At 46.2% G+C, this 16,681-nt stretch carries 15 protein-coding genes; 12 read left to right on the top strand and 3 right to left on the bottom strand.

Annotated elements, in window-relative coordinates:
* Nucleotides 1-5: 5 nt before the first annotated feature.
* Entirely contained in the window at nucleotides 6-884 is an 879-nt protein-coding gene (locus H6F98_RS13840; protein WP_192219282.1) for an energy-coupling factor transporter transmembrane protein EcfT, read from the top strand.
* Between the two features lie 96 nt (nucleotides 885-980).
* On the opposite strand, the gene yidD is transcribed toward H6F98_RS13840, so the two are convergent.
* Nucleotides 981-1,223, bottom strand: coding sequence for a membrane protein insertion efficiency factor YidD (gene yidD, locus H6F98_RS13835; RefSeq protein ID WP_192219281.1), 243 nt, complete (start codon nucleotides 1,221-1,223; stop codon nucleotides 981-983).
* A gap of 61 nt (nucleotides 1,224-1,284) precedes the next feature.
* Here yidD and H6F98_RS13830 point away from each other — a divergent pair, with 61 nt between their 5' ends.
* From H6F98_RS13830 to H6F98_RS13795, 8 genes are all read left to right on the top strand, one after another.
* Nucleotides 1,285-1,986 (top strand): diacylglycerol/polyprenol kinase family protein, encoded by a 702-nt coding sequence (locus H6F98_RS13830; protein ID WP_192219280.1) that lies wholly within the window; start codon nucleotides 1,285-1,287, stop codon nucleotides 1,984-1,986.
* Between the two features lie 387 nt (nucleotides 1,987-2,373).
* Nucleotides 2,374-3,690: a hypothetical protein gene (locus H6F98_RS13825; RefSeq protein WP_192219279.1), complete on the top strand. Its 1,317-nt coding sequence runs from the start codon at nucleotides 2,374-2,376 to the stop codon at nucleotides 3,688-3,690.
* An 18-nt stretch (nucleotides 3,691-3,708) separates the two neighbouring features.
* Nucleotides 3,709-4,125 carry a hypothetical protein gene (locus H6F98_RS13820; RefSeq protein ID WP_192219278.1) on the top strand — a complete coding sequence of 139 codons (417 nt, stop codon included), beginning with the start codon at nucleotides 3,709-3,711 and terminating at the stop codon, nucleotides 4,123-4,125.
* A 55-nt stretch (nucleotides 4,126-4,180) separates the two neighbouring features.
* A complete protein-coding gene (locus tag H6F98_RS13815) occupies nucleotides 4,181-4,831 on the top strand; it encodes a hypothetical protein (RefSeq protein WP_192219277.1) in 651 nt (216 codons plus the stop codon).
* Nucleotides 4,832-5,363: 532 nt separating this feature from the next.
* Entirely contained in the window at nucleotides 5,364-6,938 is a 1,575-nt protein-coding gene (locus tag H6F98_RS13810) for a ferredoxin--nitrite reductase (RefSeq protein WP_192219276.1), read from the top strand.
* Nucleotides 6,939-7,078: 140 nt separating this feature from the next.
* On the top strand, nucleotides 7,079-8,584 hold the full coding sequence (locus tag H6F98_RS13805) for a NarK family nitrate/nitrite MFS transporter (protein WP_192219275.1): 1,506 nt from the start codon (nucleotides 7,079-7,081) through the stop codon (nucleotides 8,582-8,584).
* Nucleotides 8,585-8,816: 232 nt separating this feature from the next.
* The gene (locus tag H6F98_RS13800) at nucleotides 8,817-11,030 is read left to right on the top strand and encodes a molybdopterin oxidoreductase family protein (RefSeq protein WP_192219274.1); all 2,214 of its coding nucleotides are present in this window, start codon (nucleotides 8,817-8,819) and stop codon (nucleotides 11,028-11,030) included.
* A gap of 27 nt (nucleotides 11,031-11,057) precedes the next feature.
* Nucleotides 11,058-12,440 (top strand): chloride channel protein, encoded by a 1,383-nt coding sequence (locus tag H6F98_RS13795; RefSeq protein WP_192219273.1) that lies wholly within the window; start codon nucleotides 11,058-11,060, stop codon nucleotides 12,438-12,440.
* Nucleotides 12,441-12,509: 69 nt separating this feature from the next.
* Here the strand turns inward: H6F98_RS13795 and H6F98_RS13790 are convergent, their stop codons facing one another.
* Nucleotides 12,510-12,761: a hypothetical protein gene (locus tag H6F98_RS13790; RefSeq protein ID WP_192219272.1), complete on the bottom strand. Its 252-nt coding sequence runs from the start codon at nucleotides 12,759-12,761 to the stop codon at nucleotides 12,510-12,512.
* Nucleotides 12,762-13,282: 521 nt separating this feature from the next.
* Nucleotides 13,283-13,921: a uracil-DNA glycosylase gene (locus tag H6F98_RS13785; protein WP_192219271.1), complete on the bottom strand. Its 639-nt coding sequence runs from the start codon at nucleotides 13,919-13,921 to the stop codon at nucleotides 13,283-13,285.
* 298 nt (nucleotides 13,922-14,219) lie between these two features.
* Between H6F98_RS13785 and H6F98_RS13780 the strand changes: the two genes are divergently transcribed.
* The 3 genes from H6F98_RS13780 to H6F98_RS13770 all read left to right on the top strand — a co-directional run bounded on the left by H6F98_RS13780 (nucleotide 14,220) and on the right by H6F98_RS13770 (nucleotide 16,590).
* Nucleotides 14,220-15,248, top strand: coding sequence for a sirohydrochlorin chelatase (locus H6F98_RS13780; protein ID WP_192219270.1), 1,029 nt, complete (start codon nucleotides 14,220-14,222; stop codon nucleotides 15,246-15,248).
* A 367-nt stretch (nucleotides 15,249-15,615) separates the two neighbouring features.
* On the top strand, nucleotides 15,616-15,753 hold the full coding sequence (locus tag H6F98_RS13775) for a hypothetical protein (RefSeq protein WP_192219269.1): 138 nt from the start codon (nucleotides 15,616-15,618) through the stop codon (nucleotides 15,751-15,753).
* A gap of 183 nt (nucleotides 15,754-15,936) precedes the next feature.
* Complete coding sequence (locus H6F98_RS13770; protein WP_313929870.1) at nucleotides 15,937-16,590, top strand: restriction endonuclease subunit R; 654 nt, start codon at nucleotides 15,937-15,939, stop codon at nucleotides 16,588-16,590.
* The last annotated feature ends 91 nt before the right edge of the window (nucleotides 16,591-16,681 follow it).

The raw sequence follows: 16,681 nt of genomic DNA, 5'->3' as shown, positions 1-16,681 counted from the left end.
CAAAAATGGATTTATTGCGATCGCTACCGATAGGGCTATACCTGGAACAACCAGTAACCTGGCTGCATTACTTGGACTCTAGGGTAAAGTTTATCTGGCTAACGAGCTTTCTCGTGGCTCCTATTTTGGCGAATCCCTACTGGCGCATATCACTAGTCGTTCTCTTGATTCTCCTCACCCTCTCAGCCGCTATTCCCTTGCGGGTGTGGCGTCAACAAATGGGTTGGCTGCTAACCCTCGCTTTTTTTGTCTTCGTTCTAACAGCAATTACTCCTGAAGCTCTTTCTATTAATCATCAGCCACGGCTACCCCAAAGCGAGATTATCCTCCCGCAACCTACCGACTATAACTATGTCGTCTTCAACCGTGGCCCTGTTACAGTCACTCGTCGGTCTTTGGATCTGGCTGTCCGAGTCAGTACACTTCTATTTACCCTGATCTACAGCACCAACCTCTTCCTACTAACAACAGCACCGGAAGAAATCACTGCCGGATTAGAAAGCTTAATGCGACCTTTACGGCGGATGAATGTACCCGTAACTGAAATTGCCCTAACCTTAACCCTTTCTTTGCGGTTTATTCCCCTAGTGCTTGAAGAAGTCCAGAATTTAGCTCGTTCTGTAAGCACTCGTGCGATTAACTGGAAAAAGTTAGGTATCCGTAAAAGCCTTCAGGTTTGGTTAATGGTATCAGAACGATTGCTCGAAAATCTTCTGTTGCGAGCCGATCAAATTGCCAGTGCAATGACAGTACGCGGCTTTACCAGTCCCAATGAACATCGAGTGCAGTGGCATCAACTGCGGCTACGATGGGGCGATTGGGTGGCGCTAGGGGGTCTAGTTGTATTTTGGGGAGTTGGGTTGGTTTGGGTTGGAATAATTTAGTTGTTGGTTGTTGGTTGTTGGTTATTAGTCGCTAAAGTAGCGATTCAGATATCAATTGCAAACTGGTTGTTTTTCCCAATTCCCAATTCCCAATGCCTAATCCCCAATCCCCTCTTTTGGAGTTGGCTTGGCTGGTACTGGATCATACCCGCCTGGATGAAAAGGATGACAGCGTGATATGCGTCGCACTGCAAGCCAACTACCGCGCCAGGAACCAAATCGTTCAATGGCTTGGATAGCATAGCTTGAACAAGTTGGTTGAAATCGACAGACTGGTGGAAATAGAGGAGAAATTAAAGCTCGGTAGCCCTTAATTAACCAAATGAGTAAAATCTTCATTTTGGGAACCAAATCTAGATACAGTGATAAAGAGGTTTTATATTCCGTTTCCCGATAGTCCTTGTTTCACTCTATATCTTGGTTAGAATCAATCCCAGATTTATGGCTCCAGGTTGGTATTGTTGTACTGGTTCTGGGTGTCGTTGTGCTGTTAGCAGAAACAATCTATCGCCGTGTCTCTGCGAATTCAGAACTGGTGCGAAAGGTTGTTCACATTAGTACGGGCAATATAATTTTGCTGGCTTGGTGGCTAAAACTACCGACTTGGGTAGGCATCTGGGCTTCAGTCATTGCTGGTGCGATCGCGCTTTTGTCCTTTTACATCCCTTTTTTGCCCGGTATCAACAGCGTCGGGCGCAAAAGCTTGGGTACATTCTTCTACGCTATCAGTATCGGCATTCTCATTGCCTGGTTTTGGCCGACACAACACTACCAGTATGCCGCTATTGGTATTTTAGTAATGACTTGGGGAGATGGGCTTGCCGCCCTAATTGGTCAGAAATTTGGTCAACATACTTACGAAGTTTGGGGAATCAAAAAAAGTTGGGAAGGCTCTCTAACGATGGCTTTAACTAGCTTTTTCGTTAGCAGCCTGATTCTTTTTGGTGTTCAAGGCAACATCTGGCAGACGTGGCTAATACCTGTTGCGATCGCCTTAGTTGCTACAGGTTTAGAAGCCTTCTCTAAATTAGGCATTGATAATCTTACCGTTCCGCTTGGTAGCGCTGCTATAGCCTTTTACTTAAGTCAACATCTACTATGACGCTACTTATTAAATCTTGGCTTACTCCCTAAATTGAAAAGTACTGAATTAAAGAGGACAGTTATTAAACTGTACCTCTTATAACTACACATAAACCCCTGTAAACTGCCACGTATTTAATTTGTAGTAAGCACTCAGGGGAAAAAGGTTAAAGGTTTTTCCCTTTTACCTTTCTCCTTTCCCCTAAAGTCTGTGCCATTCCCTCTAGATTAGATAGATAAATAATGTAATCTTTAATATTTTTTATCTACAGGTGAAGTTTTAGTAAATATTTAGTCCGGATAATGCCTACAAAGCCCTGTAACATTGACGGAGGCAGAAGGGATATGTTTACGTGGAAACAGGTGCGTCTCGATAGATATGGTGTGAGTTTTGTGAGGCGAATCTATGCGTTTTCATAGCATTGCTATTTGTACTTTAATGGTTCTCCTGGCTGGAGGTCTGTCAGCCCAAGCCAGTAACAATCCAATTTCTGAAGGTTCTACTCAAGAACCCATTGCCCAAGACGATAGTGTTGTAACCCCTACTGTTACAGCAAGCAAAATTGAACCGATTGCCCAAGCAGACAAGTTGGAAGAGCAAAATCTTTCACAGTCAGTTGCAATCAACTCTAACGAAGAATCTCCCTTAGAGCCTTCTTTATCTACTCAGAATTCACAAGTAGTGGCTGGTAGGCAAGTCCAGGTAGTCGCAGAAGCCTCAAAGGTTGAAGCACTTAACCCAGATAAGGCAGCTAGCGAGTCATTGAATCCTGATGCTGACCTATCTGCGTCATCGGCACAACCCCCATCAGCAACCGTATCCACGGCTGAGGCACTTCGTTCGGATGACGTTATTGCCCAGTCATCAAGCAATAACACCAGCCAGTTGCTTGCAGATGCACAACCGGAAGCTGGTGCTACCTGTATTGCACAAGCCGTCGTTCCTCCGACCTTAGGGGATGGCTCAACGCCCTCTCAGCTAGCTCAACGCTCAGAGCGTCAGTGCCCACGTCCCCAACCTATCCCTCAAATCGTTGTGCCAGAACCCTATGAAGAATATGGCGCTTCACCTGCATTGAGCATCTATATCCCTGTTGGCTATGGCGCAGACAACAACACCGTCTTTCTCAGTGGCAGCTATCAAGAAAGCGTGCGAGAAGATGAGGGTTCTGTTGGCGCAGGTGGTATCGGAATTGGGATTGGTGATGCGACTGAAGCGGTCGGCTTAGAGCTATCGTATGCTCTAGAAACCGCCGAAGAAGAGGATTTTGGTGAAGGTGGCTTTAATGCCAAGCTACATCGTCGATTCGGACGAGATGCGTCCATTGCTCTAGGCTGGAATGGCTTTTTGAATATTGGTCGCAACGACTTTGAACAATCCAAGTATGGAGTACTTACCAAAGTCTTCCGCACCCAAGAGTCTCTTGACCAATTCTTCAGCCGTGTGGCGGTAACAGTTGGTGTTGGAGATGGACAGTTCCGGTCAAACGGAGCGGTTGACGCGGGTGATAATAATATCAACGTTTTTGGGAACGTTGCTGTCCGGGTTGTCCGACCTGTGAGTTTTATCGCTGAGTGGACAGGACAAGATTTAGCTTTGGGTCTTTCCATCGCACCCTTCAAAAACATTCCCTTCGTAATTACTCCAGCTGTGCGCGATTTGGCGGGTGCGGGTGACGAAGCGCGATTTGTCTTAGGCGCTGGCACAGCATTTCGGTTTTAAGTAGGAGGAGTACATCGAATGCACGTAATTAAATCTATTGGTTGGGTTGTTGGTCTATCTTTGGTTGCCGGAGTGATCAGTACTGCGCCTGCTCGCGCTGACAGCTACTCTGACATTACAGGAACCAACATCTGGAACAACACAGCCCCCATCTTTGAGACAGATACTGAGCTACCTGACGGCTTAATCGCAAATATCACACGGGTTAACCGGGAGTCTGAGCAAGCCTTTGATGCTTGCAATAATGCGATCGCACTAGCTGAACAAAATACCCCAACGATCCGTCGATATGCTCGACAGCCTGGGACAGAAACGGCTGCCCTTCCCGCCGCCTGTCGGCAGCTAGAAGCCTTAAGAGCAGAAGCCGACAATTTGAGACGTACTGTCGAAGACGTGGAACGTTCACGGTCAAATCCCGCTCTTTTAACTTGGTAGAAAATCGGGGTGTAAGTAGCCAAACAACCCTGTAGTGAGGAAAAGTGATAAAACAATGAACCAGATCAAGCGTAGGAGCCAGTTCGTCACTGGAATTCAGTTCCTAACGGGAGCAATCGCAGCCGGACTCGTCGGTTCCTTAGCTGCACCCGTGCAAGCACAAGACTCCTTTGGGAATCAAGTTGTTCAGTTCCCGGTAGATACAACAGTCGAATTTGAATTCATCGCATCCCACGGAGCCTACCAATCAAGCATTGGCATCGTCAATCTAGATACAAATCAACCCGTTGCCGTCCTCTTTAGCGAAACTAAGCCTTATGACACGGCTGGCACAGGACAGCCTCAGCCTTCCTCTCCTGGACAAAACAACATTGGCACATCTGTCGATTTTCTTGGGACAATTCAGGGGGGAACGGTACGAGATCAGTTCACCGAGTTCACCTTTGAAGCCAATACTCGCTATGGCTTCTACCTAGAGTCTATTAGCGCCACTGGGCAAACTCGCCGTACTGTTTTGTCCACAAGTGACTTAGCCGCTATCTTTGATGGAGCCTTGGATGCTGGTAATCGTGGCGGCATTACTGGCACCCGTATTGCTTGGGATGATGATGGTTTACCCAGACCTGGAAAAGACAGTGACTTTGATGATTTCGTAATCGAAGCGGGTGGTTATTTAGTCACTGCCCCTTGCCCACCGCTCAGGTAAAAGTGCGATCACGCTTTTAATTGACAATATAAACTTATCGGCAAAAGGGTAAAAGGAAAAGCAATTATACGCTTACCTTTACCCTTTTTTTGATAACCAATTTCCCTAATTTATGACAAAAGTAGTAGTTCGCTAGAAACACTTAGATTACACAAAAGCTTTCCCATTCTTAGACAAGAAAGCATCTTAATTTAAGACAACATTTTTGTAAAATATCCCTCTTTAAGCCCAACAGGGCGCAAACTTTTCATTACTTAATAAAAACGATTGAGGTCGCACAAATAGGGTTTTTTATGAGCATCCTCCAGAAGGCGTAAATTCTAATAAAAAAACTCAGCTAATACACCTCTAGAGATAGATTTGAACAAATTGGAGAAAGAAGAAGCTACTTCCGTAGCGAAATTTACGAACTGAGTTTACTAAGTCGCATAGGTTAATAGCTTAACAAACGAAATAATTCTTTGTGTGCCAAACAAGACAGAGTAATGGTGCATGAATGTGATGGCTGTAACTATACAGACTCGTTAAGCTTATGACAAACGCAGATAAGAAAAACAAACTTAATCCAATTGAAAAATCAAAAGCCCAAAAAGATCCTTTACAGCTAAGGCAAGAGCTAGAGCATTTTGCTCAAATCGGCTGGGAGGCGATGGATGAATTTGATCGCAATTTTGGGCTGAAATGGTTGGGTTTTTTCTATCGCACCGTTACTCCTGGCAAATTTATGCTGCGGATGCGGATGCCTAATGGTGTTTTAACCAGTCATCAAATGCGGGTACTGGCTGACATTGTGCAGCGTTACTGTCAAGCAGCAGGCTTTCAAGATCAGGGCAATGCCGATATAACCACTCGACAAAATATCCAACTGCGCGGTATTCGGATTGAGAATATAGCCGATATTATCGACCGTTTAGGCAAAGCCGGAATGACGAGTGTCCAGTCTGGGATGGACAATGTTCGCAACATTACGGGAGATGCACTAGCTGGTTTAGATGCAGATGAGTTGATTGATACGCGGGGATTGGTTTTCAATGTCCAAGACATGATTACCAACAACGGCGAAGGAAATCCGGCGCTTTCTAACCTACCCCGGAAGTTCAACATTGCAATTACAGGTGGTCGAGATAACTCTGTCCATGCCGAAATCAACGACCTTGCCTTTATTCCTGCCTACAAAGATGGCTACCTCGGCTTCAATGTTATCGTCGGTGGTTTCTTCTCAGCTAAGCGTGTAGCGGCGGCAATTCCCATGAATGTATGGGTACCGCCTGAGGATGTGGTTGCTTTGAGCAAAGCGATTTTGGAAGTCTTTAGCGACCACGGTTACAGAGGCAATCGTCAGAAGACACGCTTAATGTATCTGATTGAAGAGTGGGGACTCGAAAAGTTTCGGGACATGGTAGAAAAGCAGTTGGGTTATTCTCTGCAAGAAGCCGCACCGAAAGACGAAATCGATTGGGAGAAACGTGACCACATTGGTATTCACAAGCAAAAACAACCCGGCTTAAACTACGTCGGTTTGCACATTCCTATCGGTCGCTTGTATGCGCCGGAGATGTTTGAACTTGCTCGAATGGCTGACGTTTATGGCAGTGGAGAACTTCGTTTCACCGTTGAGCAAAACCTAATTATTCCGAATATTCCTGATTCTCGTTTAGATGCCTTTCTCGCAGAACCACTTCTCCAAGAGCGTTTCTCAATTAATCCTGACCCCCTAGAACGGGCGCTAGTCTCTTGCACAGGTGCTGAATTTTGTGGTTTTGCGATTATTGAGACGAAAAACCGTGCCCTCGCAATGATTAAGGAATTGGAAAAGGAGTTATCTCTACCGCGTCCAGTACGAATTCACTGGACAGGTTGCCCTAATTCCTGTGGTCAACCTCAAGTTGCTGATATTGGTCTAATGGGTACAAAAGCCCGTAAGGATGGGGAAATGGTAGAAGCCGTCGATATTTGGATGGGTGGAAAAGTAGGTAAAGATGCTCACTTGGGCAGCATGGTGATGGAAAAGATTCCCTGCGATGACCTAAAGCCGCTTTTGCGAGAACTGCTGATGGATCATTTTGGGGCAAGTCCTCGGCAGCAGGCAGTGGCGGCGGCTGTCTAAATAGTGGTGCATTTTTTGGAGAACTCTACACTCGTATTGCAGGTTGAATTTCATCCCTCTTTACGGGTTAAAAGTTGTGATTGCCTTTGCCAACCCCAAGGCGCGATCGCATTTGTTCCATTTAATTAGAGGAGTATAACGTGGCTGGAATTTGGTCATTCAGCGGTCGGTACCGCATCTTGCACCTGACCTGGTTCGCTTTTTTTCTCACCTTTGTGATCTGGTTTAATTTTGCCCCCTTTGCTACGGCGGTAAAAGACGACTTAGGACTTAATGAAGGTCAACTAAGAACGCTTGCTATCTGTAATGTTGCCCTTACTGTTCCGGCACGGATTATTGTGGGTATGGTTCTAGACCGCTTTGGTCCTCGGATTACCTACTCATGCCTCCTGGTTTATGCGGCGATTCCTTGTTTTGCCTTTGCTTTAGCCCAAAACTTTAGCCAGTTAGTCTACAGTCGCTTGGCTTTGAGTATTGTCGGGTGTGGGTTTGTAATTGGTATCCGGATGGTGGCGGAGTGGTTTCCCTCCAGAGAAATTGGTTTAGCAGAAGGTATCTATGGCGGTTGGGGAAACTTTGGTTCTGCGGGGGCGGCATTTACTTTACCGACGATTGCGGCAGCAACCGCTTTCCTGGCGGCGGGTCAAGTGAACTGGCGATTTGCGATCGCATTTACCGGAATTATTGCTGCTGTCTATGGCATAGTCTACTTCTTCAACGTTCAAGATACGCCTCCCGGTAAGGTTTATGAACGACCTGAAAGTAGCGCGGGGATGGAAGTTACAACTCAAAAAGATTTCTGGTTTCTGCTGCTGATGAACATCCCCTTAGTCGGGATTTTAGGTGTGATTGCTTGGCGCTTAAACAAAGTCAACTTCATTAACGCGACTCAGCTATACATCATCTGGTTTTTGCTGGTGTGTTTATATGCTTTCCAGACTTACAACATTTGGAAGGCGAACCAGGCATTGATGACAGGGAGAAAACGCTATCCTCCTGAAGACCGCTATCGGTTTTCCCAAGTGGCAACTTGTGAGATGGCTTACTTTGCTTGTTTCGGTTCGGAACTCGCTGTTGTTTCCATGCTTCCTACGTTTTTTCAACGGAGTTTTGGACTAACAGCCGCACTGGCAGGGGCAGTGGCGGGAACTTATGCCTTCATGAATTTGGTTGCCCGTCCGGGAGGTGGCTTCCTTTCTGACAAAATCGGCAGCCGGAAGTGGACATTATCGGCAACGCTGGCAGGTACCGGAATCGGTTATCTCGTATTTAGCAGTCTAGGTGGCAATATTGCCCTTGCTGTTGTTGTACTGATGACGATGGTTGCCTCCTTCTTTGTGATGGCAGCAGAAGGGGCAACTTACGCGATTGTTCCTTTGATTAAACGGCGAGTGACGGGTCAGATTGCTGGAAATGTCGGGGCTTTCGGGAATGTGGGAGCGGTGGCTTACCTGACTATCTACAGTCTTTTACCGCAGGGGGCTGTGGGAGACAAAATCTTTTTCCAGATGCTAGGGGTTGTTGGCTTGATTGCTGCAAGCCTTTGCGCGTTCATTCTTAAGGAACCTGAAGGCTCTCATGACGCAGAAGAAGTAGAAATGGCAGCATCAGCCCCACCAGCACTAGCAGAAAGACAAGAGCGATGAGAGTCCAATTCCCCTTAATCCAGCAATCTACCAGGAACTTAAGTTCCCACATCACATCGCTAAAGACCATTTCAATTGGCTGAAATCCTTCTAATTCTGATACCAAGTTGCATTCAAATAGAATTCCTGGGTACAAGCTATCCGCTCAAAGCTCACCACTGACTGCAACTTGGGATGAACTCCTGAATTCTTCTTGGTCATCCGATAGGCAACTACGACGAGATAACGGCTTATGACTGATTCAATAAAAACAGTCTGTCCATACTGCGGCGTGGGCTGTGGATTGGAGGTTTTGCCTCCAGCGCAACGCGGTCACGCCACAAACCGTGACAGCCAGGGGACTCCAATCTGGAAGGTAAAAGGCGATCGCAACCATCCCTCAAGTCAAGGTATGGTTTGTGTTAAAGGAGCTACGGTTACTGAATCCATCAATAAAGACCGACTTCTTTACCCAATGGTTCGTGACTCGCTTGATGAGCCGTTTCGACGGGCAAGTTGGGACGAAGCCTTTGAGCGTGTTGTCAGTCGTATCCAAACCGTTTGTGCTACCTCTGGCGCAGACGCTTTGTGCTTCTATGGTTCCGGTCAACACCTTACAGAGGATTACTACCTCGCCCAAAAACTCTTCAGAGGTTTCCTCGGCACCAATAACTTTGATACCAACTCCCGCTTATGCATGGCTTCCGCCACAAAGGGGTATATTAACAGCCTGGGTTCCGATGGGCCCCCCTGTTGCTATGAAGATTTAGAACTAACGGACTGTGCGTTTATTGTCGGCTCCAACGCGGCTGAGTGTCATCCGATTATCTTCAACCGCTTCCAGAAACACCACAAAAAGAACCGCCATGTCAAACTGATTGTGGTCGATCCCCGTCGCACCACGACGGCTGAGGCAGCAGATTTACATTTAGCGATTCAACCCGGTACAGATATTGATTTATTCAATGGCATTGCCCATCTACTATTGCGTTGGGGCAAGTTTAATACAGACTTTATTGAAGATTGTACAAGCCAGTTTTCGGCTTTAACTGAAGTAATCCAGCACTACCCACCCCAGTTAGTCGCAAAAGCCTGCGGGATTTCCGTTCGTGAACTCGAAACCGCCGCACGTTATTGGGCAGAGTCAGAGCGAGTTCTCTCAATGTGGACAATGGGTTTGAACCAGTCCTCAGAAGGCACGGCAAAGGTATGCAGTCTGATTAATTTACATCTGATGACCGCTCAGATTGGCAAGCCTGGTGCTGGACCATTTTCTCTCACAGGACAGCCAAACGCGATGGGAGGACGGGAAGTTGGGGGATTATGTCACCTGTTACCGGGTTACCGTTACGTCACCAATTCTCAGCATCGAGCAGAAGTTGAGCAGTTTTGGGGTATTCCCTCAGGGCAAATTTCACCGTATCCCGGTCGCACAGCTTGGGAGACTATTACGGGTTTGGAAACAGGAGATGTGGGGTTTCTTTGGATTGCGGCGACTAATCCAGCGGTGAGTATGCCGGATTTGGAGCGCACGAAAGCGGCTTTACTGCGATCGCCTTTTACGGTATACCAAGACGCTTACTACCCCACGGAAACCGCTGCTTATGCTCATGTCCTACTCCCTGCTGCTCAGTGGGGCGAGAAAACGGGGACGATGACTAACTCTGAGCGGATGGTCACCCTTGCAAGCGCTTTCCGTACCCCGCCGGGAATGGCAAAGGCAGATTGGGAGATTTTTGCCGAAGTGGGTCGTCGCTTAGGCTTTACTGAACAGTTTACGTTTAGTAACTCTGCTGAAGTTTACGCCGAATTTGTGCAATTAACACGCGATCGCATCTGTGACCATAGTGGCATTAGCCATGAGCGTCTGAAAACGGAAGGCCCCATTCAGTGGCCCTGTCCTGAAAAAGGCAGTCGGGATTCAAAAGCCAAAAGGCTTTATACCAATCTACAATTCCCAACACCAGATGGACGCGCTCGCTTTGTTGCCTATCATTCCAAAGGCTTGGCTGAACCACCCAATCCAGAATATCCCTTTGTTCTAACTAGTGGCAGACTCTACGGACACTGGCATACTCTAACGCGGACAGGTCGAATTGATAAAATTCAACAGATGCATCCCCAGCCCTTTATTGAGATTCATCCTCGTGATGCCAAGCAATTGGGGATTCATGAGAATGATTGGGTGGAAGTGCGATCTCGTCGGGGATTTTCTCGATTTCCCGCTACTATTACCAAGGCAATTACCCCTGGTACAGTCTTTGTCCCAATGCACTGGGGCGGACTTTGGGCAGATAAAGCTGAAGCGAATGCCCTGACTCACCCCGTATCCTGTCCAGAGTCGCAGCAACCGGAATTAAAAGCTTGTGCGGTGCAACTGGTGCCAATTTCTGCTGAATTGGTTGATTCTGAGTATCGCCTCGAACCTAGTCAATTCCAGCCTATCTCTCCACCTGTATCAGTTTAATACGGCTAGTTAAGTTGAGAAGATTTCATGTCGTCAACGACTCCGACTCAAGTAAGCACGTCTACTCCTGATAATTCTGATGAACTACCAAGCCAACCGAATAGCGGGGATGAGCTTAGCTATCAGCAAATGATTCTCTGTGCCGTAGTTATTGGCATCGCCGGAGGATTAGTTGCCACAGCTTATTACTATGTGCTGGAAGCCAGCCTACATTTTGTCTGGCACACACTTCCAGACTTTCTCGAACCCTACTTTCCCGCCAAGTTTCCCTCCTGGAATTACCTCTGGATTGCCACTACTATTGGTGGCTTGTTAGTGGGTGTCACACTTTACTTTATGGGGCTTCCAGGTGAAGTTGCCTTTGTCGTTGATCAGGTACATGATCCAGGTCGCATTTCTCTACGCCAAACCCCAGCGATGATTGTTGCTTCACTCGTTTCAATTGCCGCCGGTGGCAGTGCAGGTCCCGAAGCGCCACTTGTGCAAATTAATGGTAGTTTTGGCGGCTGGCTGGGTAAGAAGCTTAAGCTTACTCTCACAACAACTCGTGTCCTGACGTTCTGCGGAATGAGTGCGGCATTGGGGGCATTCTTTGGTGCGCCCCTTGGTGGTGCACTGTTTGCTCTAGAAATTCCTCATCGTCGAGGACTGGAATATTATGAAGCGATCATCCCAGCCGTGCTTGCAGCAATTTTGAGCTTTTTTGTGTTTCGTTTCAATACTGGGTTGACGATCGGTGGAATGTATCACTTTGCCGCGATTCCTCCACTCTCGCTGACAAATTTAGTGCAGGGGGCAGTACTTGGGGCAGTAGGGGCATTGATTGCTGTTATTTTTATTGTTTTGTTCCGCGTTGTTGGGCAATTGAGTGAGTATCTTGAACACCGCCGGATTCTACTTGCCACTCTCGGAGGCTTATCGATTGGGTTGATTGCTTTAGTCTTTCCCCAAACACTATTTTTCGGCGAAAAAGAGATTCAAACCATTGTCCAGACAGGTTCTACGTTTGGGATGACGATGTTGCTAATGATCGCAGGCGCTAAAATGCTAGCGGTCTGTTGTACCTTACACTCCGGGTTTCGGGGAGGATTCATCTTCCCACTTTTTTACATTGGTGCAGCAGTTGGCTTGGCGATTTCTTTAGCTGTTCCCCAGATTCATCCAACAATTGGCATGATCTGCCTGATGGCGGCGGTGAATGTTGCAGTGACGAAAACACCTGTCAGTACCACTGTAATTCTTAGCGTACTTTCTGACACCGCGATGGTACCTGTGATTGTCATTGCCAGTTTTACGAGTTTTCTGTTGACCACCCAAGTATCGCTGATTAAGACTCAGCGATCGCGTAGTTTCATTCCGGCAGATAAGGGTATTCCTATCCAGATCACTCCTGAATCAGCTTCAGCTTAAACCCACTGCTGAAGTCAGAAAAACCTTTATCTAGAAATAGAGACGTGCCAAGGCACGTCTTTATTTGTTCTAATCATGCTCTCCAAAAGTCCCCCACAAACCTTCCTGTGTAAGACTTGTCTCAGCTTGAGGTTGTATCTGTTCCAAGTTAAGACCATACATGATAGGGATTAGCCCTACCGCAAAGGAACTAAAAAGAATCAGGAGAACCGCTGTCAATGGATCTGGATCTTGGCTTACTAAGGCTTCCACTCTCGCCTCAGCTTTCTTTGATCGACATAAATCAGATGTTCTGGTGCGTCTAGCTTCGTGCATACTCATATCAAAATGTTGGACTGAACTAGATCAGCTATGGCATCCTCCTCAAAGTCATGCCTCCTGAGCTAGCAGCCACCCTCCCTCTGTGTCATCTAATTTCATGCTACATAAAATTTACTTAACCGTAGCGAAATTTACAGAATATTTTTCAAAAAGTATTCTATTACACAGATTTTTGTACAACCCACGAAATTCGCCGTCACGGACAAAGTGGTAAGAGAAAACCCCCAACCTAGAATAGGCGGGGGTTTAAATTATCAGGGTGCATCTACCACTTCTCTATTCCTAGGAAGGCAATAGCTATCCGGGTAAATTTGAAAAAAAGGAATTGCTCGAAAGAAAGCTTGCTCCAACAACCTCCTCTACCTCCCTGCTATTTTCCGCTTAGATGAGTACCAATAACACCTTGTGCAGGGGGACTGGGGGCAGAGCGCCGCCCCCAGTGGGGGGTTTGGGGGGCAACGTCCCCCAATCTGGGTTTGATCGCAGACGACTATTTTTCGCTTAAGTCAGCGCCATTCAGCTTAAGATGCTAATAACTCCCGGATGCCGTTGATAAACATCGTTTTACCGCCATAGGATGGGTGTCGCACCTTCTGACAGGCGAGTCCCATCGTTTTAAGTGTTGATTCCGCAATATTTCCGACAGCGATAATGATTTTGATATCAAATAGCTGGATTAACTCTTCTAAAAAGACTTTGCCCATCATAGCTATTTCAGTTTTTGTTGGCTTGCGGTTAGACAAGGGGTTTTCCTCTTGGAAAGGATGAAACGGAACTGCATTCCAAATCAAAGGAATATACAAACCTTTTACTAGGGTTTCCCAAACAATGCTGGCGCTAGCTTCCTTCCAAAGTTTTTCAAATTCATCAGTTTTTTGATACCCCCAACGCTCTCCAAATAAGCCAATCGGCTCCAGTCCGTTTAACAAAATATATTCACTAGTAAACGGTACACCTGTTAAGCGACATCCTCGATATCCAGAGGCTTCTCCAACCAGTAGCATCTTAGGCTTCAAATTTGCCATCTGTTGGAGATAGAGAAATAAGTTGTTTCTCCTTATCGAATTTACATTGAGTTCATAGGAGTATTGATTAAATAAGTTACTTGATGATTTGAAACTTGCTAGCTCTTCAATAAAATTATTGATTACATCGTTCATAGCTTTGACGAAATTAATCTAACAATACCTAAATAGGCTGTTTTAAATGAGAAAGCCCCTCCCCTGCATATTACATTCGAGTCTTTTCAGCTAATATATCAAGGCACAAGTGAACCGCAACAACATAGGGAAACACCGGTGTAAGTCCGGGGCTGTGCGGCAGCTGTAAAGGTCGGTGAGCGATGTTGAGGCTCGGTTTCTTGCCTTACCTCAAGTCGTGCCACCTTAAGCCAGAACGCCTATATGTTGCCTATCCACTCTATTTCCCGCCTTGCACGGGAAGGGAGCTTTGAAGTTAATGCCTACTTTCAATTCAACCGATTTCAGCACTGAGCCACTATTGTTGCCACCACTCCCTCTGCAACGCCCGTTGTTGATGATTGGTCATGGTACTAGAGACGAGGAAGGGCGTCAGACTTTTCTAGATTTTGCCAAAGTTTATCAAGCCTTGGACTCCTCGCGACCCGTTGTGCCTTGTTTTCTAGAACTGACGGCGCCAACAATTCAGGAAGGGGTAGACCAGTGTGTGGAACAGGGTTATACCGAACTCTCTGCCTTACCAATTCTGCTATTTGCCGCACGGCACAATAAGTTTGATGTCACCAATGAGTTAGATCGGGCAAGAGTAAGGCATCCACAGGTGAGGTTTCACTACGGGCGTCATTTTGGGATTACTCCAGGAATCTTGGATTTATGGCGCGATCGCATGAGCAAACTTGACCAGCCTCTCAGCGACTCCGAATCCCAAGAACAGTTCAAAATCCACAATCGACAGGACACAGTATTACTATTCGTCGGTCGGGGTTCCAGCGACCCTGATGCCAATGGTGATGTCTATAAAATGGCTCGAATGCTCTGGGAAGGAAGCGGTTACAAAACCGTTGAAACTTGCTTTATTGGCATTACCCATCCTCGATTGGAAGAAGGCTTCCGTCGTGCGCGACTCTATGAACCGAAGCGGATTATTGTTCTGCCGTACTTCCTCTTTACTGGCAGTTTAGTCAAAAAGATTTTTGATATTACTGCCCAGCAGCAAGAGCAATATCCAGAAATTTCGATGACGTGTTTGCCAGAAATGGGGATTCAACCTCAGTTACTCTCAATTTTGCGAGATCGGGAAATTGAGACGCAACTCGGACAGGTGCAAATGAATTGTGAGATGTGCAAATTCCGGCAGGCTGCCGTTAGTAAGGGTGTTACCCACGGACATTCTCATGATCATGCTGATGATCATGGACATCACCATCATCACGGACACTCTCACGAGGCGACAGACCCCTATGCTGATTTAGAACACTACCACGAACGAATCTGGCAAGCACCTTAAGCTAGTATCATTTGGCTTAAGGTAAAAGTAATAGTTCATACCAAACCTTTTTGAGTCGTAGAGACGTTCCGCCGGAACGTCTCTGCTTTGTTTTATGGGTTAGGTGCATCCTAAATGTGCAAATACATTCTTGTGGGCTAGGCGACACGCCCCGTATTAGGGCGGGCATCCTGCCCACCTCACAAGAAAATACTATTTATTTATGTATGCATTGGGATGCACCTGTATGGGTTTGGCTTGTCGCCGTTATTGATGAATTTAAAAGCTTATTCAGTTAAGACAATGTATTAGTTATTTTCAATAAAATTATGCCTTTGCCTATAATTTTATTTACAATTCAAAAATCATTGAAGCTGAGCTAACTTTCTTGTCTGAACTTTCAGAACTTACAGATGATGAACGATTCAGGCAGTCTCTTGCTGGGGTAATTTATAGCCTCAATGATTTATCCGATACGGTCAATTTGCAAAGGCGATATCTTAAACTTCGTTATGATGCGGAGTAGCAGTTAATTCGGCTTTTGTTTACCCCCCTAACCCCCCTTAAAAAGGGGGGAACAAGATGTGGAAAGGAATATGGCTTCCCAAGAATATAGGTTAATTCTTATATTTCTTGCTTATGAAGGGAGGTTAGGGCGGTTAACAAAGGCTGAGGGTTAGTTGAGCTAAATAAGCTTGGTTGGGAGAGAATGCGATCGCTTTTATACTTGAACTACAAAGGTAAACCAGCACAAACGGTTATGGTACAAGTCATTCAAGCAAGCGAACTCACTCTGCATGATGTTAAAGAGAAATTTAACCTTCAGCAGGTAGACGATGAGCTATTTTTTCAGGAGTGGCAGGGGGATTTGCCATCTTTGACGGAGGCTGAGAAGGAATGGCTAGATCGAGTGAAGGCTAATTTTCTTTATTTGGCAGAGTACCCCATGCATGAAGAGATTGTGAAAATGGTGGTGCTGTCTCCTTTGTTATCGCTGGCTGGTTTTTATAGTTATCCGTTTCGTCCTGTTGCGGAAAAGCAGGTGGAAATCGTTGTTGAGGATAAAGAGGAAATCGTGCGGGGGAGGATTGATGTGCTGGTTTTACATCAACAATTGTGGGTAACGACGATTGAATCGAAACGTAAACGGTTTAACGTCTTGGAAGCGCTACCGCAAACGTTATTTTATATGATGGGAAGTCCTAATACGGATAAACCTACGTTTGGTTTTCTGAGTAATGGTAGTGAGTTTCTTTTCCTGAAGCTCATCAAACAAAATACTCCACAATATGCTTTGTCTTCTCGGTTGTTCTCACTCATCAATCGAGGGAACGATCTATATAGTGCATCCCGGCAGAAGTAACTAACCACTTCAGCCCGGTACTGGGTAACCCTTGAACTTCCATTGAAATGGTTTAGCCATCGTTCGGTTAAAGTAGTCGATGAAAGCCAGA

The organism is Microcoleus sp. FACHB-SPT15 (assembly GCF_014849525.1).
Classification (GTDB): domain Bacteria; phylum Cyanobacteriota; class Cyanobacteriia; order Cyanobacteriales; family Coleofasciculaceae; genus Symplocastrum; species Symplocastrum torsivum.
The sequence above is the reverse complement of the archived record's forward strand: the minus strand, read 5'-3'. Positions and strand labels throughout refer to the sequence as shown.